A 16,128-nucleotide genomic window follows, 5' to 3' on the forward strand; every position below is an offset into this window, starting at 1 on the left:
CCAGCCGGAGGCCGGCCTACGGTCGGGACGTTATCGGCGGCCAGGGCGGGCATCACCCGTTAGGGGTGACGGGAGTGGCCGAGTTCGCGTTCAACCATCTGGACATCGCGTGTCTGGACATCGCTCCGATGCCCCATGGGGCGAGCCCGACGCTGGTAGCCCGGCTGCGGATCGCCGAGACGACCGGGGCCTCGATCCAGGCGATCGCGCTGCGCTGCCAGATCCGGGTCGAGCCATCAGAGCGTGGCTACCGCGACGACGAGCGGGAGCAGCTCTGCGCCGTGTTCGGCGGCCCGGCCCGATGGTCGCGCTCGATGCGGTCGTTCCCGGTCGCGACGGTGTCGGCCATGGTCGGCCCGTTCGTCGGCAGTACCGGGGCCGAGCTGCACGTGCCGGTGAGCTATGACCTGGAGGTCGCCGCCGGGAAGTACTTCCACTCGCTGCGGGACGGGGTCGTCCCGCTGTCGTTGCTGTTCAGCGGCACCGTGTTCCGCTCGACGCTGTCGGGGCCGTGCGTCGAACCGGTTCCCTGGCACCTCCAGGCGAGCTACCGGCTGCCGGTGGAGGTCTGGGGTCAGCTGATGGACGCCTACTTCCCCGGCGAGGCCTGGATGCGGCTGCGCCGCGACACCGTCGACGCCGTCGCCCGCTACAAGGTGACGAAGGCCATCGCCTCGTGGGACGAAGCGATCCTCGCCCTGCTCGCCACCGCCGAGGTCACGGCGCCGGGATCCGCCGAACAGGTGATCGCCAACCGGACGGACTGGACGGACCGGGCGCCCGGTGGTGCCGGCCTCAGGAGCGCCCGGCCGGCTGCTCGCGAGGCCGCCCGCAACGCCGGCGGACCGTCGGCGACGGACCGTGGGACGGTGCGGTCATGAGCGGGCGGACCGGCGTCGAGACGGCCCGGGCGGTGGCCGATGCCGTGCTCTACGAGGGTTACCAGCCCTTCCCCTACCTCTCGGGCGGGCCGACCCAGGAGGCGCGCGAGGCGTGCGGCCAGGTCGGGGTGCTGGCGCCGCCCGCGTTCGCCGCCGGCGTCGGCGAGCACTCCTCCTGCCACGCTGAGTGCCTGTTCGAACACGAACCTGGCCGCGGTGCCGGCCTGGTCACGGACGTGGACCACCAGGCCGACCTCGGTGTGCTGCGGGTGCGGGTCCGGTTCCGGCGGCTCGTCGACCGGTCGGTGTGGGCGGGCCGCCGCGGCGGGCTCGCCCCGGTGGACGCCGTCCGCGACCCGCACGGCGAGCTGCGCGCCTGGCGGGAGTCCGCGCCGTGCGAGCAGGACGTGCTCGTCCCGCTGACCGACCTGCTCGGCACGCCCGGTGATCCGGACCCCGATCCGGCGCCGCGCACGATCCCGCTGGTGGCCCCGGCCGGCCGCGAGGTCCTGCTCACCGCCACCCCGTTCGCGGCGCCGCCACCCGGTGGCGCGTGGCACCCCGGCGCCGCGTCCCAGTCGTCCTCGGCCGGTGAGGCGCTGGTCGCGAGCGGCCGGGTGGTCCGCGCCTGGCATCGGCTGGACGCCGAGCTGTGCCTGTCCGCCCGCTGGCTCCCGGGCCCGTTCCGGGTGGCGCGCCTGTACGCCGAGCTGCGGAACACCTCACCTTGGTCGCCCGGCCCGACGACGGACGGCCTCGCCGCGCCGGGAGCGACCGAGCGCGCCGCCGCCCGCGACGAGGCACTGCGCCGGTCGCTGCTCGCCGCGCACCTGGTGCTGTACGCGCCCGGCTGGCGGTTCCTCTCCTTGACCGACCCGCCCTGGTGGGCCGTCACCTTCACCGCGTGCTGCCACAACGAGCGCGCCTGGCCGGTCCTGGTCAGCGGTGACGACCACTGCCACGACGACACGGTCCTGGCGGCCCCCGTCGTCCTCACCGACCACCCACGGGCCACTCCCGGCGTCGTCAGGTAAGGCCAAGGGCGGCGGCGAAGACGTTGCCGGTGCCGGATTCGGACTCGTGCTGACGGAGAATGGCGAAGCCGACCTCGTCGAAGTGGCCGGCGAACGCGCCGCCGGGCAGCAGCAGCTCGGCGAACGCGGCGGCGACGACGGCCGGGTCGTTGCCGAACGCGCCACAGCCCCAGGCGCCGAGGACGAGGCGGCGGTAGCCGTGGCGCGCGGCGACCGCGAGGACCTGCCGGCAGCGAGATTGGAAGGTCCGCGGAAGCAGCCACAGCAGGTGYGGCTCGTCGCGGGCGAGGCCCGTCGCGTACGGCGCCGCCGCGGTGAGGATGCCGACGTCCACCGGCTCCGGCAGCAGGCTGAAGTCCTCGTCCCGGAAGACCGGGACCGCCGGCGAGTGCAGCACCCGATCGCTGTAGAGCGACGTGCCCGCGGCGTTGTGCGGCCGGTAGTAGTCGTCGACGCCGACCAGGCAGGCGTACAGCGCCGACAGGCGGCACAGGTACTCCTCCTGCGCCCTGGCGCCGCTGAGGAAGCCGCCGCCAGGCCAGCGCGCCGAGGCGAAGTTCAACGCCGCCACCGGCCCGGGGCTGGCCGCGAGCATCCGGCGGGCGGCCGCGAAGGTGGTCTCCCCGGTCACCTCGAGGCGGGCCGGCCGCGGTGCCTGGCCCGGCGCCGCGGGGGCGGAGGCCCCGGGAGGGACGGTCGCGGGAGGGACGGCGTCGACCGGCTCGGGCCCGTACAGGACGGTGCCCTCGACGGCCCGGCGCACCCGCTCGGAGATGTCGACCCGTCGACCGTCGGGCGCTGTGTATCCGCCGGCGTCGACGATCCTGACCGTCTCCTCCGCGATCTTCCGCAGCCGCTCCTTCATGCGCCCCACCCCCGTCGCCCCGTCGGCCCCGTCCGTCCCTCCGGTCCGCCGACCGGCTGCCAGCCCGCCTGGTCGGTGGCCGTTGTCCGGGCTCGCACGATGAGATACGGATGCCGGAAGCTTAGATCGCCACCGCCGGTCAGGAACCGTGGGAATGACCGACCGACAGGGACGCTTCATAGTTGCACAAGCAACTATCTGGACCGGCTGAACCGGAGGACGGACCGGGAGACCGGGCAGGAAAGGAAGTCACCATGGCCGCTGCGACCGCGACCCGCGAGGCGAGTGTCGACATCCGGCGCGCACAGGACCGGTACGCGACCCGGATGTCGTGGCTGAACTCGAAGCACTCCTTCTCCTTCGGCCACCACTACAGGCCGGACAACACCCACCACGGCCTGCTGCTGGTGAACAACGACGACGTCGTCGACCCGGGCACCGGCTTCGAGACTCACCCACACCGGGACATGGAGATCGTCACCTGGGTGCTGGACGGCGCCCTCGTCCACCAGGACTCGACCGGGCACTCGGGCGTCATCTACCCGGGCCTGGCCCAGCGGATGAGCGCCGGCGCCGGGATCCTGCACTCGGAGAAGAACGACTCCTGGCGCCTGACCGGCGAGGGCGAGCACACCGACCCGGTGCACTTCGTCCAGATGTGGGTCGTCCCGGACACCACCGGGATCGAGCCGGGTTACGAGCAGCTGGAGATCGACGGCGAGCTGCTCGCCGGCGGGCTGGTGCCGGTGGCCTCCGGTATGGAACGGGACAAGGACGCCGCCGCCATCCGGATCAGCAACCGGTACGCCGCGCTGCACGCGGCCCGCCTGGAGCCCGGCCGGTCGGTCACCCTGCCCGACGCGCCGTACCTGCACCTGTTCGTGCCGCGCGGAGCGGTGACCCTGGAGGGCGCGGGGGCGCTGGACACCGGCGACGCGGTCCGCTTCACCGCCTCCGGTGGCCAGGAGATCACCGCCACCGAGCCCAGCGAGATCCTCGTCTGGGAGATGCACGCCACCGTCCGCGGCTGACCCTCCATGGCGGAAGCGTGGTCGATGGTCGACTTCCTACGGTCGACCATCGACCACGATCCATCGGCGGATGGTGGATCCGTGGTCGACTGTGGTGTCCCCGCGGTCGACCATCGACCACGGAAGGACGCGGTGGGGCCGCTGCCGGCGCCAGCGCCCCGGGGACGGGAGCGGGGGCGGGGGCGGGATTCGGCGGGGTCAGAAGTGGACCGCTGCTGGCGCGGGCTCACCCTCGGCGCCGTCGGCGCCCTCGCCGGGGGGGCGACGTGCGGCAGTGTCCGGCCGCCGGGCAGGACCAGGCCGCAGACGGCGGCGACGACGAGGCGGACCCCGCGGCGGGGCCCGCGCCTATGATCAGTACGTGACGGAGCAGGCGACGCGAGCGACGGCCGCCGACCGGCCGCTGCGGCGCGACGCCGAGCGCAACCGGCGACGGATCCTCGAGGGCGCGGCGGCGGCGTTCGCCGAGCAGGGTCTCGACGTCACCACCGACGAGATCGCCCGGCGTGCGGGCGTCGGCATCGGCACGTTCTACCGTCGGTTCCCGACCAAGGAACTGCTCATCGAAGCCCTGTTCGAGGACCGGATCGGCAAGCTGGCCGAGCTCGCCGAGGAGTGCCTGCGCGCCGAGGACCCGTGGCTGGGCCTCGTGTCCTTCCTCGACCAGGCGACCGCGCGCCAGGTCGCCGACCGGGGTCTGAAGGAGCTGGTCTTCAGCACCGCGCATGGCCGGGCCCGCATCGCGGCGGACCGCGACCGCATCGGCCCCCTGTTCATGGCGCTGGTGGAACGGGCGCAGCGGGCCGGCGCGCTGCGCCCCGACGTCGCCGGCACCGACCTCGCCCTGGTCCAGCTCATGCTGACCGCCGTCGCCGACTTCACCCGCGACGTGGCACCCGAGTCGTGGCGCCGTTTCCTCGCCCTCGTGCTCGACGGCCTGCGCACCGACCGCGCGGCCCCGAGCCCGCTGCCGCACCCCGCGCTCGCCCCGGGCGAGATCACGCGGGTCATGCAGTGCGACCGCCCGCACGGCCGCTGACCTTCCACACCCACCGCCCAAGGCCGGCCCGCCACCCGGCCTGCGGCACATTGCGGCCAGGATCTGGCCGCAATCCCGGGCATGCTGGTAGGCATGGCGAGCGACCCACCCGACGACGTCCTCGGCGACGCCTTCGACGAGGCCGAAGCCGAAGCCGAAGCCACGGCGGGCGGGCGCGGCGGGAACGCCGGTGACCGGACCTCGCCGAGCTCGCGGATGCTGCGGCTGCTCGGGCTGCTGCAGACCCACCGGTACTGGACGGGGGTGGAGCTGGCCGACCGGCTCGAGGTGAGCGCCCGGACGCTGCGCCGCGACGTCGACCGGCTGCGCGAGCTGGGCTATCCGGTACTCGCCAGCCGGGGCGTCGCCGGCGGCTACCAGCTGAAGGCCGGGGCCGCGGTGCCGCCGCTGCTGCTCGACGACGAGGAGGCGGTCGCGATCGTCGTCGGGCTGCGGGCCGCCGTGGCCGGTTCGGTGGCGGGGGTCGAGGAGGCCGCCGTGCGTGCGCTGGCCAAGGTGGCGCAGGTGATCCCTCGCAGGCTGCGGCACCGGGCGGACGCGCTCGGCGCCTACACCGTGCCGGTGCCGGTCGGCGGGCCGGCCGTCGACGCCGGGATGCTGACCGCGATCGCGCTGGCGGCACGGGCGGAGGAGCGGTTGCGCTTCGGCTACACCGACCGCGAGGGCGCCGCGACCCACCGCCACGTCGAGCCGCACCGGCTGGTGTCGCTCAGCGGGCGCTGGTACCTGGTCGGCTTCGACGTCGACCGGTCCGGCTGGCGGACGTTCCGGCTCGACCGGATCACCGAGCCGCTGACCACCGGCGGCCGGTTCCGCCCGCGCGAGCTTCCCGGCGGGGACGCGGCGGCGTTCGTCCGTGCCGCGGTCCGGTCCGCTCCGGCGCGCCGCCAGGCCGAGGTGCTGATCTGGGCGCCCGCCGACCAGGTCGCTCGGGTGGTCGGCCGCTGGGCCGCCGTCGAGCCCTGGGACCCCGCGAAGCGGGGCGACGCCACGAGGCCGGCGGGTACATCCGGGAAGACGGGTACCGCCGGGCGGGCCGGTACCGGGAGCGGCGGAGGAGGCGCCGGCGGGGAGCCGGGTGACAGGGGCCCGTGCCGGTTGCGGATGGGCGCCGACGACCCCGCCTGGGCGATGCTGCTGCTCGCCCGGGTCGGCGCGCCGTTCGAGGTGCTCGGCCCGCCGGAACTCGCCGAGCACATCCGCGCCGTCGGCCGCCTCTTCACCACCGCGGCGCCGCCCGGCTGACCGACGCGACGCCGCGCGGCTGGCCGCATCGCCCGCCGGCCGGTCTGCCGGGGCGATCGCGTCCCCGGGACCCAGATCCCGGATCCGGGAACGCCGGGAGAATTCGATGAATTCGCGTGTCCGCATTCACCAGACACAAGCCATCGGGCATTCGGGCATTCGGGCATTCGGGCGCGGAACACGGAACGACTCGTGACCGCGGGATCCGGAGTTCTCTCCCCGCTTCGCCCCGAACGGTTCCCTGTCGTCTCGACGACCTGCGTGGGACGGGCGCTTCGAGCGAGGTTTCCGTAATGTCAGAAGCGCGGAGGGCTCGACCTGCGGGCCTGCCTGGGGAGGGTCCGCACCGGTCTTCCTTTCGGGGGGATTGCATGGTCGGTGTGCCCGGTGTCGCGCCGCTGGACGACGACGATCCGCGGTCTCTGGGGCCGTACACGCTGCTGGGACGGCTCGGTGACGGTGGCATGGGCAGCGTCTACCTGGCCTGGCGAACCGACGGCCCCGCTGCGGGCGGTGAGCGGCGTTCGTCGCGGTGAAGATGGTCCGGGCCGACCTCGCCCGGATCCCCGAGTTCCGGGACCGGTTCCTGCGGGAGGCCCAGGCCGCGCGGCGCGTCGCCCGGTTCTGCACCGCCGAGGTCCTCGACGTCAACACCGCGGGCCGGCCCTACCTCGTCACCGAGTACATCGAGGGGCCGACGCTCGCGGCCGCGGTGCGGGACCGGGGACCCATGCCGGCCGCCGAGCTGGAACGGCTCGGGGTCGCGATCGCCTCGGCGCTGACCGCGATCCACGCCGCCGGCCTGGTCCACCGCGACCTGAAGCCGGCCAACATCCTGCTGTCGCCGTCGGGCGCCCGTGTCATCGACTTCGGCATCGCCCGTGCCTTCGACGCCACGACCGGGCTCACCCAGGGCAGCCTCGGCACCCCCGCCTACATGGCCCCCGAACAGGCACTGGCCTGGACGCCACCCAGGCCGCGGACATTCACGCCTGGGGCGCCGTCCTGCTGTTCGCCGCAACCGGCCGTTCCCCATTCGGGCAGGGTGCGACGCCCGTCGTGCTGCGCCGCGTCGTCGACGACGAACCCGACCTCGGCCGCATTCCCGAGGCGCTGCTGCCCGTCGTTTCCCGAGCACTGTCGAAGAACCCCGCCGAACGTCCCACGGCCGAGGAGCTGCTCCTTTTCCTGCATCACCTGCATGGCGCGGATGGCGCCATCTCACCCGCGCTCACCCGGCCACCCGACCCGCGTGGCGCCGCCACCCCCACGACGACCGGGGACACCGCGCCGTGGACCGGCGCCGCCCCGGGCTCCTACCCGCCAGCCCCGACCGATCCGGCAGGGGTGCCTCTGGTCGACCCGACCGGCGCGCCGTCGGGCGCCAGATGACTCCCATCGGGCAGCCGATCGAGAGCGGCGACAACATCTACTGCGTGACGCTCTCCCCCGACGGCACCGTTCTGGCCACCGCGAGCGCCGGCCACAACCTCGTCCGCCTCTACGACATCACCGACAAGTCGAGGCCGAGGCCCATCGGCCAGGGGCTCACGTTCCGCCTGTTCGTCAGGGCCGTGGCGATCTCTCCCGACGGCAACGTCCTCGCCGTCGGCGGCAACGACCAGACGATCAGCCTCTGGAGGCTGCGCTGACCCCGCCGGACCCGGCGACCGGCGGGCTGGCCCGGCTCCGGGGTGGTCCGGCTCCGGGGTGGTCCGGCTCCGGGGTGGTCCGCGGGATAGCCTGCCCTACGGGGAGATTCGTAACGCGGACCGCGGCGAGCCGGGAAGGCGCCGAGCTCTCGGGTAGGAGTGTGCGTGGTGGGCCTGCCGGACGTGGCGCCGCTCGGCCCGGACGACCCGGGCCAGGTCGGGCCGTACCGGGTGCTCGGCGTGCTCGGCAAGGGCGGCATGGGCACCGTCTACCTGGCCCGTCGCGTCGGCGGCGCCACGCCGGTCCTGAACGGCGCGGCCCACGGCCACGGCCCCAGTCATGGCCACGGCCACGGCGGCGCCGGTCGTGAGGCGGCGCCACTGGTCGCGGTGAAGGTCATCGACGAGGACCTGGCCAGCGTGCCGGCGTTCCGGGAACGGTTCCGCCGCGAGGCGCACGCTGCGCGCAAGGTCGCCCGGTTCTGCACCGCGGAGGTGCTCGACGTCGACGTCTCCGGCCCGCGCCCCTATCTGGTGACGGAGTTCATCGACGGCCCGACGCTCTCCACCGCCATCGTCGGGTGGGGGCCGCTTCCGCCCGCGGACCTGGAGCGGTTCGCCGTGGCGGTCGCCTCGGCGCTGACGGCGATCCACGCGGCCGGGGTCATCCACCGCGACCTCAAGCCGGGCAACATCATGCTCTCCTCGTCCGGGGCTCGGGTCATCGACTTCGGCGTCTGCCGGCCGCTGGAGGACGTCACCGCCATCACCATCGGCAAGCTCGGCACGCCGGTGTTCATGGCGCCCGAGCAGGCCCTCGACCAGCCGGCCACCACCGCCACCGACGTGCACGCCTGGGGTGGCAACGTCATCTACGCCGCCACCKGCCAGCTCCCGTTCGGCGAGCCGGGCATCACCGAGCTGCTGCGCCGGGTCGTGTGCGAGGCGCCCCACCTGGCCGGTTTGCCCGCCGCGCTGCGCCCGGTCGTCGCCCGGGCGATGGCGAAGAACCCGGCCGACCGTCCCACCGCCCGCGAGCTCCTTCTTCGGCTGACCGACGTCACCGCCCCCGACCCGACGGGCGAGGCCACGCTGCGCCTGCCGGCCGGCACCGCGCTCCTCCCGCTTCCCCCGACCCCGGTCCCGACCCCTCCCCCGGCAAGCGCCTACCCCGGGCCGCCGCCCCCCGGCTGGGCGGGTGCCCCGCCGCGCGCACCCCTACCCCCGCCCCGGCCGCCCGAGCCCGGCCCTCGGCCCTGGACCCGGCTGCTGCGCGGCCTCCGGTCGCCCAGGACCTGAGCCTGTCCGCGCCCACGCCGGCCCGCTTCCCGCGCCGGCGATCCACCGCGAGGGGCGTGCGCCTGTCGTAACGGTTACTCGGCCGCGTGTGCCAGCGAAGCGGCATATAAGGTCCGCGAAGAAGATCTCCCAGGCCTGTCGGGAAGACGGACACGGCCAGTCGTTCGGGCCGGAGGATGCCGTGGCCGTGGTGCCGGGGGTGGCGCCGCTCGACGAGACCGACCCGAGAACGGTCGGGCCCTACCGTCTGTTGGGACGGCTCGGTGACGGTGGCATGGGCAGCGTCTACCTCGCCCGCCGCCGGAGCGCCACGGGACCTGGCGCCGTCACCGGACCTGCCGGTGCCACCAGGCCCGCTGGCGACGCCGGGCATGGCCAGGGCCCAGGGCATGGCCAGGAGGCGCCGCTGGTCGCGCTGAAGGTGATCCGACCGGACCTGGCCCGGATTCCCCAGTTCCGCGACCGGTTCCTGCGGGAGGCGCAGGCGGCACGCCGGGTCGCCCAGTTCTGCACGGCCGAGGTCCTCGACGTCAGCACTGAGGGCTCGCGCCCGTACCTGGTCACCGAGTACATCGACGGGCCCACCCTCTGGGAGGCGGTCCGCGAACGCGGCCCGCTGCCGGCCACCGCGCTCGAGCGGCTCGCCGTCGCGGTCGCCTCCGCGCTGACGGCGATCCACGCCGCCGGCGTCGTGCACCGCGACCTCAAACCCGGCAACATCCTGCTCTCGTCATCCGGCGCCCGCGTCATCGACTTCGGCATCGCCCGCGCCCTCGACGCGACCACCATGCTCACCCACGGCAGCATCGGCACCCCCGGCTTCATGGCCCCCGAACAAGCCCTCGGCCGGCCTGTCACCGAGGCCGCCGACATCTACGCCTGGGGCGCGGTCGTGCTCTTCGCCGCCACCGGACGGCCCCCCTTCGGCGAGGGCCCGACCCCGGCCGTGCTGCACCGCGTCGTGACCGAGACGCCCGACTTCGCCGGTCTCCCCAGCGCCCTGCGTTCCACCGTCACGCGCGCGATGGCGAAGAACCCCGCCGAACGTCCCACCGCCGACGAGCTGCTCCTCCTCCTGCACCGCGTCCACACCGCCCCCAGGGCGCCCCGCGGCGCGCCATCGCCGCGGGGGTCCGACGACGCCACCGACCTGGTCAGCCTGGCCACCACCCCACTCCCGCCGCCCCGACGCGGATCGACCACGGCCGGCTGGGCGGCCCCGGCCACCGCCGCCACCACCGGCCGGCCGGCACGGCCGGGGTCCTTCGCCGACGCGCCTGGCGGGGCGCCCGGGAAACGCCGGGCGGGCCGCCGCCGGCTCGCCGTCGCCATCGCCGCGGCCGTCGTTGCCGCCGCGGCCGTGCCCGTGATCATCTTCGCCACCGCCGACCGGGACAAGGGGACGGACGCGGCGACGACGCCCTCCGGATCGGCCACGCTCGGCGCGTCGGCGTCGGCGGCGGCCCCGGCGCGCGTCACCACCGCGCAGACCCTGTCCAAGGTCCCGCCCAGTCCTTTCGCCGGGACGTTCACCGGCTCGGCGTTCAGCGTGGCGTACTCCCCGAACGGCCAGATACTGGCCACGAGCGGCGACGGCGTCGTCCGCTTCTGGGACGCCAGCAAGCCCGACACCCCCACTCTCCTCGGCCAGCCTCTCGACATCCACGAGGACTGGGCATCGCTCCACTTCCTCGACGACCGCACCCTGGCCGTCGAGGGACAGACGGTCCGGTTCTGGAACATCACCAAGATCGATAGCCCGACGCCCGTCGGCAAGCCGGTGCCCGCCGAGAACGCCACTGTCGCCTTCTCGGCTGACGGCCACACCCTGGCCGTCAGCAAGGAGGACGGCACCGTCCAGCTCTGGGACGTCACGTCGCCGGCCGCCGCCAAGGCTCTCGGCAAGCCGATCGGCCGCGCCGACGGCATCGTCGATCTCGCCTTCTCCCGCGACGGCCACCGCCTCGCCGTCGGCGGGGGCGACGGCACGGTCCAGCTCTGGGACATCACCAGCCTGACGAGCCCGACTCCCGTCGGTGACGCCGTCGACGCCAGCGGCGCCTGGCTGGTCGCCTTCTCCCCGAACGGCCGGACGCTGGTGGCCGTCGGCGTCGCGATCCGTTTCTGGGACCTCACCGCCCCGGCCGGACCCACTCCCCTCGGCCAGCCGATCTTCGACGTACCGAGCAACGGCGGGTTCGACATCGCCTTCTCCCCCGACGGCAGCACCCTCGTCAGCGCCGACGGTCTCGAGGGCAACGTCCGCTTCTGGGACGTCACCGACCCCGGGAAGGCCGCGGCGATCGGCTGGCCGCTGACCGGCGCCGCGTCCGGCAACGCCGGCGTGGCGTTCTCCCCCGACGGGCACGCCCTCGCCGTCCTCGTCCAGGCCGGGGACAGCTTCGCCGTCCGCCTCTGGAACCTGCACTGACCGCCGCCGATCGCGGTGCCGGCAGGTCGTGCAGCGGACACGGGTCGTGCTCGGATGGTGGCCTTAGGGCGATATAACCTCCTGCGGAGTTCCTCGCTCCGGCGCGGGTCGTCGGGATGGGGTCCGGGTCGCGTCGTGCGGCGGGGGGATGGGCGTGGCCGTGATGCCGCCGGGTGTGGAGCCACTGGACGAGACGGACCCGACCAGCCTCGGGCCCTACCAACTGCTCGGACGGCTGGGCGACGGCGGCATGGGCAGCGTCTACCTCGCCCGCCGCCAGAACGCCGCCGAGCCCATGCCCACTCGGGATGGCCAGCCGCTGGTCGCGGTGAAGATGATCCGGCCGGATCTGGCCCGGATCCCGCAGTTCCGGGAGAGGTTCCTGCGGGAGGCGCAGGCCGCCCGCCGGGTCGCGCGGTTCTGCACGGCCGAGGTTCTCGACGTCAGCACCGACGGCCGGCTGCCCTACCTGGTCACCGAGTACATCGACGGGCCCACCCTGGGCGAGGCCGTCCACGAGCGCGGCCCACTGGCCGCGACCGCGCTGGCGCGCCTGGCGGTCGCGGTCGCCTCCGCGCTCACCGCGATCCACGCCGCCGGCGTCGTGCACCGCGACCTCAAACCCGGCAACATCCTGCTCTCGTCATCCGGCGCCCGCGTCATCGACTTCGGCATCGCCCGCGCCCTCGACGCGACCACCATGCTCACCCACGGCACCATCGGCACCCCCGGCTTCATGGCCCCCGAACAGGCCCTCGGCCAACCCGCCGCCCCCGCCGCCGACATCTACGCCTGGGGCGCGGTCGTGCTCTTCGCCGCCACCGGACGGCCCCCCTTCGGGGAGGGGCCGACACCGGAGATCCTTCGCCGTGTGGTGAGGCAGACCGCCGATCTTTCCGGTGTCCCCGCCGATCTGCGTCCCCTCGTCGCGCGCGCGATGGCGAAGGATCCCGCGCGGCGGCCCGACGCGGACGAGCTCCTCCTCGCCCTGCACCACCTCCGAGCCGCTCCGAGGCCGGCGCCGACCTCCGGCGAGCGACCCACGGGCACGCCGTCCACCCCGCCGCCGGGCCTGGCGGGAGCTCAGACGAGGACCCGAACCGCCGGCATGTCGCCCGTGGCGGCCGGGCGGGAGGACGATGTGGCCGCCATCCGTCCCGCCATGGCGGCGGGATCGGCCGGGGCGGCGGCGGCGCCCGGGCGGCAGCGGGGTCGCTGGTCGTCGCGCCGCCCGCTGGCCCTCGCGCTCGCCCTGGCCGTCGCGGCGGTCGTGGCCATCACCGCGATCGTTCTCCGCACGTCCGACCGCGAAGGGGCGAGGGGCCCCGCTGCCTCGTCGGCGACCGGGACGCGGGCGGCGACGCCCCGAACGACGACCGCCGACCGGCTCGCCCGTACCCCGCCGCGCCTCGCCGGCTCACCGCTCACCGGTCACACCGGCGCGGTGAACGCCACCGTGTTCTCCCCCGACGGACACACGCTGGCTACCGCGAGCCAGGACGGCACGGTCCGCCTCTGGAACGTCACGAACCCCGCCGCTCCCACCGCGCTGGGCAAGCCGCTGACCGGCCACTCCGGCGGGGTGGAGAACGTGGCCTTCGCACCCGACGGCCGCCTGCTGGCGACCGTGGGCGAGGACCAGACGGTCCGCCTCTGGGACGTCACCCATCCGGCCTCACCCATCCCGCGGGGCTCGTCCCTCACCGGCCACACGGCCATCGTGTTCGGCGTGGCCTTCTCTCCCGACGGCCGCCTGCTCGCCACGGCCGCCAACGACGAGACCGTCCGCCTCTGGGACGTCGCGAACCCGGCGCGCCCCGCGGCCGTCGGCCAGCCCCTGCCCAACGAATCGGTCTACCTGGCGCGCGAAGGGGTCGCGTTCTCCCCCGACGGGCACATGCTCGTCACCGGGAGCCATCGATGGAACATCACCGACCCCGCCCGTCCCACCCGCCTCGACCCGCCTGGCGAGATCCCCGCCTACGACGGCGTGGTCCTCTCCCCCGGCGGGCGGACACTCGCCACCGCGGACAGCATGCCGGGGGTCATCCGGTTCTGGAACATCGCCAACCCCGTGGAGCCGGTTCCGCTCGGCCAACCCCTGTTCATCCTCGGCCCCGCGTACTTCGCCATGGCTTTCGCGCCCGACGGCAGCACGCTCGCCACGACAGGCGGCGAGGACGCCGACGTCCGGTTCTGGAACGTCACCGACCCGGCCCAGGCCAGGGAGATCGAGCAGGCGCGCATCACCCGCCCCGGCGAGTACACCGGGGATGTGGTCACCGCGGTGTTCTCCCCCGACGGCTCCGTCCTCGCCACCGGCGCGGCGGGCGACGTGAACGGCATCGAGCTCTGGACACTGCGATGATCACGCCGCGAGCCGTGGACGAGCGCCCTGACGGCGGACCCGTCGCGATCGGGCCGTACCGGCTGCTCCGACGGCTCGGGACCGGCGGAATGGGCACCGTCTACCTGGCCGACCGCCCCGGGGCCGCGGAAGGTGACCCGAGCCGGCATGTCGCCGTGAAGATCATCCACGCCCACCTGGCCGAGCTGCCCGACTTCCGGCGGCGTTTCGCGCGCGAGACGGCGGCCGCGCGGCGGGTTCCCCGGTTCTGTTCCGCCGAGGTCCTCGACGTGAACATGGACGGCCCCAGCCCGTACCTGGTCATGGAGTACATCGACGGCCCGACGCTGTCCGAGCGGGTCGAGCCGTACGGCCACGCTGAGCCATACGGCCGGGCCGAGCCGCGGCCCCTGCGGGCGGCGGAGCTGGAACGCCTGGCCATCGAGATCGCGGCGGCGCTGGTCGCGATCCACGCCGCCGGTGTCGTCCACCGGGACCTGAGCCCGCGCAACGTCATGCTGTCGGCGAAGGGCACGCGGGTCATCGACTTCGGCATCGCCCGCCCGCCGGACGCCACGACGCTGCTCAGCCAGCGGATCATCGGCACGCCCGCGTACATGGCCCCCGAGCAGGCGCGCAACGAGCGGGTCGGCGAGGCCGGGGACGTCCATGCCTGGGGCGCGGTCCTCGTCTACGCCGCGTCCGGCGAGCCCCCCTTCCTGGCGGCGTCGACTCCCCAGACGCTGCTGCGGATCGAGCGTGACCCGCCCGACCACCTCGACCGCCTGCCTCGCGCGCTGCGCCCGCTCGTCGAGTGGGCCATGGACAAGCACCCCGAGAACAGGCCCACCGCGGCGGAGCTGTTGAGCCTGCTGCTCGCCGGCGGCGCCGGCGCCGACCCCGCGCCCGTCGACCCCGCGCCCGTCGACGTCGCCGACCAAGGGGCCACGGGCGGCGGGTACGGGTGGGCGGGCAGGAGCCTCGACTCCACGGCGGTACTGCCCGGGCCGTGGTGGCGACGTGCGCTCGACCGGGCACGTCCGCCGCGGCACCTGGGAGGCCCTGCCGACGACGCGGCGCGGCGGGGGTGGCTGACGGTCCCGCTCACCGCGCTGGCGGCGGCGGTCGTCACGGCGGCGGTCGCCGTCCCGCTCACCGCGGCGCTCACCACGGGTCTCGGGTCGGGCGGGCGGGAGGACGCCGGGACTCGGCCATCGACCACCGCGACCCCCACCGCCACCGCCCCGGCGCGGCCCCAGTTCCTCGGCCGGCCGCTGACGGCGTTCACCGCCGGCGTCTACGAGGCCGCGTTCTCCCCGGACAGCGGGACGCTCGCCACCGCGAGCGCCGAAGGCACCGTCCGGCTCTGGGATCTCGCCGATCCGAAGCGCCCCACGCCGCTGGGCCAGCCGATCACCCGCCACGAGGACGGCTCGCTGCGTCCCGGGGACGGCGCCGCRCTCGCCGCGGTGTTCTCCCCCGACGGGACGACCCTCGCGGTCGCGGGCGACCATGGCTGGTGCGGCCTGTGGGACGTCACGGACCGGACGCGTCCCGTTCTCCTCACCGACGACCTGTCGGGCGGCCAGCGGGACGCCATCAAGGCGGTCGCCTTCGACCCCGGCCAGAACGTCCTGGCCACGGCCGGCGCCGACGGCACCATCCGCCTCTGGGACCTGAGCGACCGGATGTACCCCGTGCCCGTGCGCACGCTGCGCGGCCCGAAGACCGGCGCGGTGTGGACGCTGGCGTTCTCTCCCGACGGCGCCACCCTCGCGACCGGTGGCGGCGACGGCGCGGTCCGCCTCTGGGACGTCAGCCACCCCCGGGTGTCCAGGCTGCTCGCCGAGACGCCCGTGAGGCACACCGGCGACGTGCGGTCGGTCGTGTTCTCGCCGGACGGCGCGACGGTGGCGAGCGCGGGCTCCGACGGCGACATCCGGCTCTGGGACGTGCGCCGGCCCACCAGCCCGACCGCCCTGGGCGGGCCGGTGCGCGCAGCCGGCGGCACTGGCAGGACGGGCGCGGCCGACCACGACTCCGTCCTCGCCCTGTCCTTCTCCCCCGACGGCGGCACTCTCGCCAGCGGCGACCGCACGGGCACGGTCACCCTCTGGGATGTCACGGACCGGGGCCGGCCGCACTCCCGCGGCCAGCTCATCGGCCACACCGGCGCCGATCCCTGGGTCTACTCGGTCGCCTTCTCGCGCGACGGCGCGACTCTGGCCTCCGCCAGCCACGACCACACCGTCCGCCTGTGGCGCCTGCGCTGACCGCCGCCGG

The 16,128-nt window shown here is 74.8% G+C and carries 13 protein-coding genes and 1 pseudogene; 13 read left to right on the forward strand and 1 reads right to left on the reverse strand.

The window, feature by feature from the left end; genetic code table 11:
• The first annotated feature begins 74 nt into the window (after nt 1-74).
• Nucleotides 75-881 carry a DUF6084 family protein gene (locus tag BCD49_RS15535; protein ID WP_007517108.1) on the forward strand — a complete coding sequence of 269 codons (807 nt, stop codon included), beginning with the start codon at nt 75-77 and terminating at the stop codon, nt 879-881.
• Nucleotides 878-1,915, forward strand: coding sequence for a hypothetical protein (locus BCD49_RS15540; protein WP_007517107.1), 1,038 nt, complete (start codon nt 878-880; stop codon nt 1,913-1,915). Before BCD49_RS15535 ends, BCD49_RS15540 begins: the two co-directional genes overlap by 4 nt.
• Here the strand turns inward: BCD49_RS15540 and BCD49_RS15545 are convergent.
• Complete coding sequence (locus BCD49_RS15545; protein ID WP_007517106.1) at nt 1,908-2,780, reverse strand: TIGR02452 family protein; 873 nt, start codon at nt 2,778-2,780, stop codon at nt 1,908-1,910. The two genes, BCD49_RS15540 and BCD49_RS15545, sit on opposite strands and share 8 nt — an antisense overlap.
• 254 nt (nt 2,781-3,034) lie before the next feature.
• On the opposite strand from BCD49_RS15545, the gene BCD49_RS15550 reads away from it, so the two are divergent.
• The 11 genes and pseudogenes from BCD49_RS15550 (at nt 3,035) to BCD49_RS15595 (ending at nt 16,118) form a co-directional block, all read left to right on the forward strand.
• Nucleotides 3,035-3,811: a pirin family protein gene (locus BCD49_RS15550; RefSeq protein ID WP_007517105.1), complete on the forward strand. Its 777-nt coding sequence runs from the start codon at nt 3,035-3,037 to the stop codon at nt 3,809-3,811.
• Between the two features lie 361 nt (nt 3,812-4,172).
• Nucleotides 4,173-4,850: a TetR/AcrR family transcriptional regulator gene (locus BCD49_RS15555; protein WP_007517104.1), complete on the forward strand. Its 678-nt coding sequence runs from the start codon at nt 4,173-4,175 to the stop codon at nt 4,848-4,850.
• A gap of 216 nt (nt 4,851-5,066) precedes the next feature.
• Complete coding sequence (locus BCD49_RS15560; protein ID WP_035928396.1) at nt 5,067-6,116, forward strand: helix-turn-helix transcriptional regulator; 1,050 nt, start codon at nt 5,067-5,069, stop codon at nt 6,114-6,116.
• 371 nt (nt 6,117-6,487) lie between these two features.
• A complete protein-coding gene (locus BCD49_RS45030; RefSeq protein ID WP_007517102.1) occupies nt 6,488-6,652 on the forward strand; it encodes a hypothetical protein in 165 nt (54 codons plus the stop codon).
• A gap of 2 nt (nt 6,653-6,654) precedes the next feature.
• Nucleotides 6,655-7,008 (forward strand): annotated as a pseudogene (locus tag BCD49_RS45035) (protein kinase domain-containing protein); the annotation flags it as partial.
• A 167-nt stretch (nt 7,009-7,175) separates the two neighbouring features.
• Complete coding sequence (locus BCD49_RS45040; protein WP_007517100.1) at nt 7,176-7,508, forward strand: hypothetical protein; 333 nt, start codon at nt 7,176-7,178, stop codon at nt 7,506-7,508.
• The gene (locus BCD49_RS15575; RefSeq protein ID WP_007517099.1) at nt 7,505-7,768 is read left to right on the forward strand and encodes a WD40 repeat domain-containing protein; all 264 of its coding nucleotides are present in this window, start codon (nt 7,505-7,507) and stop codon (nt 7,766-7,768) included. Before BCD49_RS45040 ends, BCD49_RS15575 begins: the two co-directional genes overlap by 4 nt.
• 165 nt (nt 7,769-7,933) lie before the next feature.
• Nucleotides 7,934-9,067 carry a serine/threonine-protein kinase gene (locus BCD49_RS15580; protein WP_083401495.1) on the forward strand — a complete coding sequence of 378 codons (1,134 nt, stop codon included), beginning with the start codon at nt 7,934-7,936 and terminating at the stop codon, nt 9,065-9,067.
• Nucleotides 9,068-9,257: 190 nt separating this feature from the next.
• Nucleotides 9,258-11,498 (forward strand): WD40 repeat domain-containing serine/threonine protein kinase, encoded by a 2,241-nt coding sequence (locus BCD49_RS43545; RefSeq protein WP_442960495.1) that lies wholly within the window; start codon nt 9,258-9,260, stop codon nt 11,496-11,498.
• Nucleotides 11,499-11,646: 148 nt separating this feature from the next.
• The gene (locus tag BCD49_RS15590) at nt 11,647-13,866 is read left to right on the forward strand and encodes a WD40 repeat domain-containing serine/threonine protein kinase (protein WP_007517093.1); all 2,220 of its coding nucleotides are present in this window, start codon (nt 11,647-11,649) and stop codon (nt 13,864-13,866) included.
• Nucleotides 13,863-16,118, forward strand: coding sequence for a WD40 repeat domain-containing serine/threonine protein kinase (locus tag BCD49_RS15595; protein ID WP_007517091.1), 2,256 nt, complete (start codon nt 13,863-13,865; stop codon nt 16,116-16,118). The genes BCD49_RS15590 and BCD49_RS15595 overlap by 4 nt, the downstream gene beginning before the upstream one ends.
• Nucleotides 16,119-16,128: the final 10 nt, after the last annotated feature.

This window comes from Pseudofrankia sp. EUN1h (assembly GCF_001854645.1).
In the GTDB taxonomy this organism is placed as follows: domain Bacteria; phylum Actinomycetota; class Actinomycetes; order Frankiales; family Frankiaceae; genus Pseudofrankia; species Pseudofrankia saprophytica.

Coding starts and splice junctions, on each gene's coding strand:
- BCD49_RS15540 (WP_007517107.1), top strand. CDS start 878: ATGAGCGGGCGGACCGGCGTCGAGACGGCCCGGGCGGTGGCCGATGCC.
- BCD49_RS15550 (WP_007517105.1), top strand. CDS start 3,035: ATGGCCGCTGCGACCGCGACCCGCGAGGCGAGTGTCGACATCCGGCGC.
- BCD49_RS15560 (WP_035928396.1), top strand. CDS start 5,067: ATGCTGCGGCTGCTCGGGCTGCTGCAGACCCACCGGTACTGGACGGGG.
- BCD49_RS45030 (WP_007517102.1), top strand. CDS start 6,488: ATGGTCGGTGTGCCCGGTGTCGCGCCGCTGGACGACGACGATCCGCGG.
- BCD49_RS15575 (WP_007517099.1), top strand. CDS start 7,505: ATGACTCCCATCGGGCAGCCGATCGAGAGCGGCGACAACATCTACTGC.
- BCD49_RS15590 (WP_007517093.1), top strand. CDS start 11,647: ATGGGCGTGGCCGTGATGCCGCCGGGTGTGGAGCCACTGGACGAGACG.